The sequence below is a fragment of the Mesorhizobium sp. M7A.F.Ca.US.006.01.1.1 genome (assembly GCF_003997935.1).
GTDB lineage: Bacteria > Pseudomonadota > Alphaproteobacteria > Rhizobiales > Rhizobiaceae > Mesorhizobium.
The window spans coordinates 63,630-72,742 of the sequence record NZ_RZQL01000005.1; the positions used below are offsets into that span (position 1 = coordinate 63,630).

Sequence of the window (9,113 nt, forward strand, 5' to 3'; positions counted from 1 at the left end):
GAAAAAGCCCCGGAAACGGGGCTTTTTCATTGAACGAGGAAACACATGGCCGGGCAGGTCATCATTCTGAACGGTGCACCGCGATCGGGAAAAACAAGCGTCGCCAAGGCTATTCAGGAGCGCTTCGATGGCGTCTGGATCAATCTCGGCGTCGACGTCTATGAGCAGGCTACACCGGCACGCTATCGGCCTGGGATAGGATTGCGGCCCGGTGGCGAGCGTCCGGACCTTGAGGCCCTCGTGCCCGGATTGTACGCCGCGCTCTACGAATCGATCGCCGCCCACAGCCGGCTGGGGCTGAATGTCGTGGCGGATGTCGGCCATCACGATGCCTATTCGAAGCCACTTCAGATTCTGGCCGATTGCGCGCGCCGGCTCGCTGGGCTGCCAGTGCTTTTTGTCGGTGTTCGCTGCCCGATCGAAATCATCATGGAAAGGCGTGCCGCCAGCGCAGCGGACAAGGGATATGTGACCGGCTCGGCGGACGATCCAGTGCCGTTGCCCGTGCGCCTGTGGCAGGAAGAGGTGCACCGGCCAGGCGTGTACGATCTGGAAGTCGATACCTCGCTTTTAAGTCCTATACAGTGTGCCGATGCAATTCGCGTATTATATTAGAGAATGTTAATTTGACGGCGTGTCAGGGGCTCTTGGAATCTTGGTAGGAGCCCCCTTGGAGCTCTTGGACCGTCTGCGATTCGTATTCACACTGAATTAACGCCAGATTGCCATATTTCAGAGATGGTCTTACTGCCTGCGGAACAGACAATACTGGGTGTTGTGTTGGCACTGGTCGCCGTCTGCTTGTTCCTTGCGTGGGACAAGGACGTCACCGTTGCGCTTCACAGCCATCTTTTTTCCATCGGCTTTGCCATTGTCATGACCGCCCTTGGCCAATTCTATCGCCGGGTTCGCAAGGCGGAGCGGATCGCGCTCACTGCGCATGCCCTGGCGCTGTTCATCCTCTTTTCAGTCGTTGCCTCGCTCTTCAACCTTCTGCTTTTACCGCGACATTCAAAGCCGATCGACGCCACCCTGGTGTGGATCGACTCCTGGTTCGGCTACTCGTGGCCAGACGCTTGTGCATGGATTTCCCAGTACCCGTTTCTCTCGCACACCCTCAGGCAGATCTATAGTTTGACGCTGGTCCAGATCCTGTTTGTCTTTCTCTTTCTGGGGATGGCCAACGATCGGAAGCAACTGCACGCCGCCATGCTGGCGATGGTGTCTGCCGCGCTGGCCACTATTTTTTGCTGGGCGCTGTTCCCGTCCAGCGGGGCTTCCGCCTATTGGACCTTGGACCCTGAAATCGATCGCATCGTTGGACCTGTGGTCAATTCCGCCTATGGAGCGGAATTGAATCGCCTGCTGGTCGAAGGCACCAAGGACATTTCAGCCATGCGGGTGACAGGGCTCATAGGATTCCCTTCGTTCCACACGGTCATGGCTTTGATGTCGCTTGTCGCGATGTGGCCGTATCCGCTCGTGCGTCTCGTGTTGATTCTCGTCAACGCCACGCTGCTGCCGGCAATTCTTGTCCATGGCGGGCACAATCTGATGGACGTGTTCGGTGGCGCGGTGATTACAATGACCAGCTGGCGAGTGGGTCTGTGGGCATTCGAAGCGCAGCAGCGTCGGCCATCCTCAAGGCCGAAATGCGAGGTGCTAACGACCGAGAGCTGAGCACTACCGTGCGGCAAGCGCTGCCCGTATCTTTTCGGCGTTCCCGACCAGAATCTCCGGCTTCTCCATCCCACCCGTGTGCGGCTTCAGCGAGATGCCGTCGAAGCGCGGAATGACATGCACATGCAGATGATAGACGGTCTGCCCCGAGGCCGGCTCATTAAACTGCATGACGGTGACGCCATCGGCGCCGAAGGCCTTTTTCACCGCCAGCGCCACTTTCTGAACGACGCCCAAGAGATGGCCGAAGATTGACGGATCGGCGTCGAGCAGGTTGCGCGACGGCGCTTTCGGCACCACCAGCGTATGGCCCGGCCCCTGCGGCATCACATCCATGAAGGCGATGACCGCTTCATCCTCGTAGACACGGTGCGAAGGAATTTCGCCGCGCAGGATCTTGGCGAAGATGTTGTCGGTATCGTAGGCGGCCTCGGTCATGGCGAACGCTCCGGATTGTGCCTTTCGTGTAGCGAAGGCGCCGAAATTCGGCAAGATGATCGTCGCCCCCAGCAGGCCAGCCGGGCCGCTACTCCTCGAGATCCTTGCGGAACGGGGTATGCTCTTCCAGATATTCGCTCATCCGCTCCACCTCTTGCCGTTCGCGCCTGAGATAGTCGGCGACGGCATTGCGCAGGCCTGGGTGCGCAATGTAGTGCGCGGAATGCATGGTCACCGGCCGATAGCCGCGCGCCAGCTTGTGCTCGCCCTGCGCGCCCGCCTCGACCACTTTCAGCTTGCGCTCGATGGCGAAGTCGATCGCCTGATGGTAGCAGACCTCGAAATGCAGGAAGGGATGGTCTTCGATGCAGCCCCAGTTGCGGCCATAGAGTGCATCGGAGCCGATGAAATTGATGGCGCCTGCGATATAGCGCCCATTGCGCCTGGCCATCACCAGCAGGATGTCGTCGGCCATGCGCTCGCCGATCATCGAAAAGAATTGACGATTGAGATAGGGCCGGCCCCATTTGCGGCTGCCGGTGTCCATGTAGAAAGCGAAGAAATCGTCCCAGGCCTTCTCGGTGAGGTCCTTGCCGGTCAGCCGGTCGATCGAAATGCCGTCGCCAAGCGCTTCGCGCCTTTCCTTCTTCATCGCCTTTCGCTTGCGCGAGGCAAGGGTGGCGAGGAAGTCGTCATAGGTTGAAAAGCCTTCGTTGAAGAAATGGAATTGCTGGTCGGTGCGGTGCAGGAAACCGGCCGCTTCCAGCACCTCCACATCGCTCTCTTGCGCGAAGGTGACATGCGCGGAAGAGACACCGAGCTTTTGGGTCACTGCCTTCAGGCCCGCCGCGAGACCGGCCTTCACCTTTGTACTGTCCTCGCCCCTGGTGACCAGCAGGCGAGGGCCGGTGACCGGGGAGAACGGCACGGCACTTTGCAGTTTGGGATAGTAACGGCCACCGGCGCGCTCGAACGCATCCGACCAGCCATGGTCGAACACATATTCGCCCTGGCTGTGCGATTTGAGATAACAGGGCAGCGCGCCCAGCAATCTGCCTTGCCCGTCCTCCAGCCTGAGGTGGTGGCCCTGCCAACCGGTGCGCCGCACGGCGCATCCGGAATCCTCAAGAGCGCTTAGAAAAGAGAATGAAACCAAAGGATTGTAACTGGTTTCTGAATCTCCGCGCGCGGTTCCGGCAAAGCCGTTCCATTCATCACAGGTGAAGGCGCCAATGCCGGCGGCGACGCGGATCGAATAGTCCGCATTGGCCGTTTGTCCGTCACCCTCGTCGCCCTGATCCATGAGGCTTATTTAAGCTCCGTCCGGCCTGGTACAAGTCACGTTTCAGACACTCAGGCGACTTTGACCAGATCGGGTTCGAACCCTTCGAACGTCATCTGGTCGGCATATCTGAAGGTCAGGTCGATCGCCGGCTGGTCATGCACCGTCCAGGTGATAACAGGCATTTTCAGCTTTTCGCGCACGAAGCTGACAAATGGGTTTGGCAGGTCGCCGGCGGCGTAGGAGGTGAAGGCGATCTCATGCGCCAGCATGGCGAAATGCGCCTCGATCAACCCGACGTCCTTGCCGTAGGCGGTGAGCCCCCCTGGAATACCCGGCGCGTCCTTCGGAAAATCGCGGATCAGCCAATGGTCGAACGACATGATCGCCGCCTTGCCCTTGTAGCGCTTGAGCATCTTGCCGACGCTTGCCACCAGGCCTTCGTCATAGCCGGGCGTGCCTTTCAGCTCGACGACCAGCGGCACGCGGCCGTCGACCAGGTCGAGCGCTTCCTTCAGCGTCGGCACATGGTCCGCCGTGCCGCCGACCCTGAGCGCCGCGAGTTCAGCTGCGGTACGCTGCCAGACGAAACCATCCTGGCCGGTCAGGCGCTTGAGATCGCCGTCATGGATGATGACGGGAACACGGTCGGACGACAGGTGCACGTCGCATTCGATGGCATAGCCGCGCTCGGCGGCCGCGGCGAAGGCCGACAACGTGTTTTCCCAGCGCGTCTTGTTCATGTCGTGGAAGCCACGATGGGCGACGGGCCGGGCGGTCAGCCAGGATAGGTCGGTCATATCTGTCCCCTGGCTCATTCGACTTCAAAGATGGCTTCGATTTCCACTGCGGCATTAAGCGGCAGGCAGGCCGTGCCGACGGCGGAGCGTGCATGCTTGCCGCGCTCGCCAAGGGCCGCGACCATGAAATCGGAGGCGCCGTTGGCAACCAGATGCTGCTCGACGAACTCAGGTGTCGAGGCGACGAAAACGGTGATCTTCACCAGACGGCTAATCTTCTCGAGGTCGCCGAGTGCTGCCTTGGCCTGCGCCAGGATGTTGATCGCGCAGTATTTTGCCGCATCCTTGCCGCCTGCGGTATCGAGATCGCGGCCTAACAGCCCGCTCGCCTGCAGCTTGCCGTCCTTAAGCGGCAATTGCCCGGCAGTGAACAGCAAACTGCCGGTCCTGCAATAGGGCACGTAGTTGGCGGCGGGCGCGGCGGCGACGGGAAGCGTCACACCCAGATCGCTTAGCCGCTTTTCGATTGTTTCACTCATGGTATTTCCCTATTGCTTGGTGACGCCGCGCCGGCCGGGCCGAAATTGCTATTTTTGCCTCGCTTCCGCCACGACTTTTTTTAAGCTGGACCATCTTTCCCTGCGGCCTGCCATCAGTCGCGACGATCGGAGTACCTCATGCGCGCAACGCGCCTCGCATTCCATGCCGTCCTGTTGTCGGGGGTCTTCGCGATAGGCCCCGCCTTTGCCGCGCCGGCGCTGCAAGCCCACCGCGCCGTTTACGATCTTACCCTGAAAAAAGCGTCCGATCAGTCCGGCATCACGGGCATATCCGGCCGCATGGTCTATGAGTTCAATGGCTCGGCCTGCGAAGGCTATACGGTGAAATTCCGCTTCGTCACCCAGATCGTCACCGCCGACAACACCAGGTTGACCGACCAGCAGACGACCACTTTCGAGGATGCCGAAGGCAAGACCTTTTCGTTCGTGACAAAATCCTTCGTCGACCAGAATCTCGACAAGGAGGTCAAGGGCGTCGCCACGAAAGAGACCAAGGGCCTCAAGGTCGACATCGATAAGCCTGAAAAGAACAGCGTCGAGCTGGCGACAACCCAATTCCCGACCCAGCATCTGGTCGAGCTGATCGGCAAGGCCGAAAAGGGCGAGAATTTTTACGAAACCAACCTGTTCGACGGTTCCGAAGACGCCAACAAGGTGATGACCACCACCGTCGTCGTCGGCAAGAAAACCGATGCCGACAAGGCCGACCCGGAAGCTTCGGCACTGGCAAAGCTCGCCACCGACAAATATTGGCCGGTCGACATCGCCTATTTCGACGACACCAACAAGACGGGCGAAGAAGTGCCGGAATACCGTATCAGCTTCAAGCTGCATGAGAACGGCATCACCCGCGATCTCGTCATGGACTATGGCGACTTCTCGATGACCGGCAAGCTGGTCAACCTGTCGCTGTTCAACCAGACGAAACCTTGTCCCGCCAAATAGTGCCGGTCTAGGCAGTTGATTGGCCACGGCACGGCGTGGTCGTAACGATCGACTTGAACGTGCCGCAATCGTCTCCCAATCTGCTTCCCAGCGTCCAGGCGCGAGGGGGATCAGCTTGAGCAGGATCGATACATTCGTGGCGCCGCGGCCCAACCCGGCACTGATCAGGGCCATGACATCCGTCAACCGGATCGTCATGCTGCGCGGCATTCCCGGATTTCGGGATCTGTTGCCGTTCAATCGCCTGGCCGGTCTTCGCGGCTTCGCCAATGTCCGCCATATCGACTTTCCCGACGCCGACCTTGAGCGGCTGAAGGCCAGTTGCGGGGCAGGGAAGGCGACCTTCATCACGCCCAATCATCCCGAGTTCTTCACCGACTGGATGATCGACAAGGAGATCGTGTCGCAGGTCAGCCCGCTCACGGCCTCATGGGCAACCAATGGTGTCGTCAACGGCCTTGGCCGGCTGATGCAGAAGTTCTGGCTGGCCAACAATCTGATCGCCCAGATTCCCGGCAACAGCGGGGCAGCCAAGGAACACTCGATCGCCTGGGCCTTGAAAGGCCATGGCGTGCTGCTGCATCCCGAAGGCGGCGTCGGCTGGCATGCCAATGTCGTTGCGCCTTTGCTGCCGGGTGCCGTCGAGATGGGGCTGGAGGCCCTCAAGCGCGGTCGGGCCACGGATCCGGATTTCAAGGTCTGGATCGCGCCAGTCGTCTGGAAGCTTGCCTTCACCGGGAATGTCGAAGTGGCGCTGGCGAAGGAATGCGCCTATGTCGAGAAAAACCTCAAAATAGAACGCCAGGCGACCGACACGCTGCCGCAGCGCATTCACCGCATCTATTCGACGCTGCTGGCCCGCGATGAAGCCGCCAGCGGCATGCCGTTCGACCAAGGCGCTTCCCATGCCGAGCGCCAGAGGGTTTTGACCACCGGGCTCGGCCGCGAACTCGGCAAAGGCATCTCAGCCGACATTGATGTCACCGACACTGCCGAGCTTCTGCGGCGTGCGCGTCGCTGGCAGCGCGAAAACATTGGCGATGCGGAACGGCAAAGGCAGGTCCGCGCGCTCGCCGATAGGGTTCAGAGGCTGCAACGCGTCGGACCTTGGGCCTCGGCCAATCCGCGCATCACTCAGGAGGAGATCGCCGAACATCTGAAACGGATCCGCAACGACTATTGCCGGGGCGGACTACGCGACACGATGAACCGGTTCGTTCCGCAGCCGGCCGGGCCGCGTTGCGCCCACATCCGGGTGCCGGAGGCACTGGGCTTGCATGAGCATACGGGCTCGATCGACGATGCGGTTGCCGAGCTGCACCGTCGCATGCAGGATACAGTCACCAACATTGTGGCCGAGCTTGCGGCCAATGGCGGCTTCATTTTCTATCCGAATCCATTCTATCGTCCCTGACATCCTGACGGCCACGTGGCCGGCTGTGGTGAACGATGGAAGGCAAACAGCAAGCTTCATGGCGGTCTATGTCGACGCAGCGATCTGGAACTGGGCCGGCCATCGCTGGTGCCATCTGTTGGCCGACGACACCGACGAATTGCATCGCTTTGCCGCCCGGCTCGGCGTCAAGCGCTCATCCTATCAGGGGCCGCCCAAGACATCGGCGCCGCATTATGACGTAACCGGCTTCGAGCGCGACCGGGCGGTGCGGCTCGGCGCCATCGAATGCAGCCGCGAAGAGATCGTCGCGGTCTTCCGGCGGGTGCGGGTGCCGAACGGGAAGATAAAGCGCTGACGGCAGGGCGCGGATCGTCGCACGCGGCACCACAGATCCCGCGGCGCTTGCGTTTGTCGCGCATCCCCTCTATATGCGCGCTCATTCCACACACGGACTTTGGTGTCTGCCCGGGAGAAATCCGGCTGAAACCTCCGGTGGCGTTCGAGGACAAAGTCCAAAAATGCCTGTGTCCGTGGAGGCTAACCGGAAAGGAACTTTGAATGGCACTGCCTGATTTCAGCATGCGCCAGCTTTTGGAAGCTGGCATTCACTTCGGCCACCAGACACACCGCTGGAACCCGAAGATGGCGCCCTACATCTATGGCGCCCGCAACAACATCCACATCATCGACCTGTCGCAGACGGTGCCTTTGCTGCACCAGGCGCTGAAGCAGGTTTCCGACACTGTCGCTAAGGGCGGTCGCGTGCTGTTCGTCGGCACCAAGCGCCAGGCGTCCGACATCGTCGCCGATGCTGCACAGCGTTCGGCTCAGTATTATGTCAACTCGCGTTGGCTTGGCGGCATGCTGACCAACTGGAAGACGATCTCGAATTCGATCCAGCGCCTGCGCAAGCTCGACGAGATGCTGGCCGGCGAGGCGCAAGGGTTGACCAAGAAGGAACGCCTGAACCTCGACCGCGAGCGCGAGAAGCTCGACAAGGCGCTGGGCGGCATCAAGGACATGGGCTCGACGCCCGACCTGATGTTCGTGATCGACACCAACAAGGAAGCGATCGCCATCCTCGAGGCCAAGCGCCTCGGCATCCCGGTCGTCGCCATCATCGATTCGAACTGCGATCCGGACAAGATCGACTTCCCGATCCCCGGCAATGACGACGCGGCCCGCGCCATCCAGCTCTATTGCGATCTGATCGCCAAGGCTGCGATCGACGGCATCGCCCGCCAGCAGGGCGCGCTCGGCGTCGACATCGGCGCTTCGATCGAAGCTCCCGTCGAACCCGCGCTCGACCCGGCTCCGGCCCCGGCATCGGAAGCTCCCGAAGCTTGATAATCGAAGGCCGGTTGCGGCCTTCATCTTTCTCATATTCTGGCACGCTAAACAGACGCACCATCGAATACCGATGGTGCGTCGGTGCATTTAAAACAAAGAGGCGACAATGAGCATTTCGGCTGCACAGGTCAAAGAACTCCGCGACTTGACCGGCGCGGGCATGATGGATTGCAAGGCTGCGTTGACCGAGACCAACGGCAACATCGAAGAGGCCGTCGACTGGCTGCGCAAGAAGGGCATCTCCAAGGCCGACAAGAAGGCCGGCCGCACTGCGGCTGAAGGTCTGATCGGCGTCGACAATGGCGTGCGCGAGGCTGCCGTCGTCGAGGTCAATTCCGAGACCGATTTCGTTGCCCGCAACGAGCAGTTCCAGGAGATCGTTCGCAATGTCGCCAAGGTCGCGCTCGCTTACGGCACGACGGAGGCTGTCGCTACCGCAAAGTATCCGGGTTCGGACAAGTCGGTCGCCGATACCATCAAGGACGCCGTCGGCACCATTGGCGAGAACATGAGCTTCCGCCGATCGGCCAAGCTCACCGTCCCGCACGGCGCTGTCGCTACCTACGTTCACAACGCGGTTGCCGACGGCCTTGGCAAGCTCGGCGTGCTGGTCGCGATCGAGACCACGGGCAATGAGCATGCCGCCAACGCCTTTGGCCGCCAGGTGGCCATGCATGTTGCCGCCACCAACCCTCTGGCGCTGACGGCAGAGCAGATCGATC

Annotated in this window: 11 protein-coding genes; 7 read left to right on the forward strand and 4 right to left on the reverse strand. The window is 60.7% G+C overall.

Translation table 11 applies throughout. The features are described 5' to 3' along the window. The first annotated feature begins 45 nt into the window (after positions 1-45). Positions 46-615 (forward strand): chloramphenicol phosphotransferase, encoded by a 570-nt coding sequence (locus EN943_RS02120; RefSeq protein ID WP_127411324.1) that lies wholly within the window; start codon positions 46-48, stop codon positions 613-615. Between the two features lie 162 nt (positions 616-777). Beyond that, positions 778-1,680, forward strand: a complete 903-nt coding sequence (locus tag EN943_RS02125) for a phosphatase PAP2 family protein (RefSeq protein ID WP_245475565.1) — start codon at positions 778-780, stop codon at positions 1,678-1,680. 3 nt (positions 1,681-1,683) lie between these two features. On the opposite strand, the gene EN943_RS02130 is transcribed toward EN943_RS02125, so the two are convergent. From EN943_RS02130 to EN943_RS02145, 4 genes are all read right to left on the reverse strand, one after another. Beyond that, the gene (locus tag EN943_RS02130; RefSeq protein ID WP_127411326.1) at positions 1,684-2,118 is read right to left on the reverse strand and encodes an HIT family protein; all 435 of its coding nucleotides are present in this window, start codon (positions 2,116-2,118) and stop codon (positions 1,684-1,686) included. 88 nt (positions 2,119-2,206) lie between these two features. Continuing rightward, on the reverse strand, positions 2,207-3,421 hold the full coding sequence (locus tag EN943_RS02135; RefSeq protein ID WP_127411327.1) for a GNAT family N-acetyltransferase: 1,215 nt from the start codon (positions 3,419-3,421) through the stop codon (positions 2,207-2,209). Between the two features lie 50 nt (positions 3,422-3,471). Continuing rightward, a complete protein-coding gene (locus EN943_RS02140; RefSeq protein WP_127411328.1) occupies positions 3,472-4,200 on the reverse strand; it encodes a glycerophosphodiester phosphodiesterase in 729 nt (242 codons plus the stop codon). Positions 4,201-4,214: 14 nt separating this feature from the next. Continuing rightward, on the reverse strand, positions 4,215-4,679 hold the full coding sequence (locus tag EN943_RS02145; RefSeq protein WP_127411329.1) for a RidA family protein: 465 nt from the start codon (positions 4,677-4,679) through the stop codon (positions 4,215-4,217). A 138-nt stretch (positions 4,680-4,817) separates the two neighbouring features. On the opposite strand from EN943_RS02145, the gene EN943_RS02150 reads away from it, so the two are divergent. From EN943_RS02150 to tsf, 5 genes are all read left to right on the forward strand, one after another. Further along, a complete protein-coding gene (locus EN943_RS02150) occupies positions 4,818-5,645 on the forward strand; it encodes a cell envelope integrity EipB family protein (RefSeq protein WP_127411330.1) in 828 nt (275 codons plus the stop codon). A gap of 115 nt (positions 5,646-5,760) precedes the next feature. After that, complete coding sequence (locus tag EN943_RS02155; RefSeq protein WP_127411331.1) at positions 5,761-7,059, forward strand: hypothetical protein; 1,299 nt, start codon at positions 5,761-5,763, stop codon at positions 7,057-7,059. 58 nt (positions 7,060-7,117) lie between these two features. Continuing rightward, positions 7,118-7,396, forward strand: coding sequence for a DUF4031 domain-containing protein (locus EN943_RS02160; RefSeq protein ID WP_127411332.1), 279 nt, complete (start codon positions 7,118-7,120; stop codon positions 7,394-7,396). Positions 7,397-7,599: 203 nt separating this feature from the next. After that, positions 7,600-8,388: a 30S ribosomal protein S2 gene (gene rpsB / locus EN943_RS02165; protein WP_027036666.1), complete on the forward strand. Its 789-nt coding sequence runs from the start codon at positions 7,600-7,602 to the stop codon at positions 8,386-8,388. A gap of 109 nt (positions 8,389-8,497) precedes the next feature. Next, the coding region (gene tsf, locus EN943_RS02170; protein WP_127411333.1) for a translation elongation factor Ts at positions 8,498-9,113 on the forward strand (616 nt) is incomplete at its 3' end.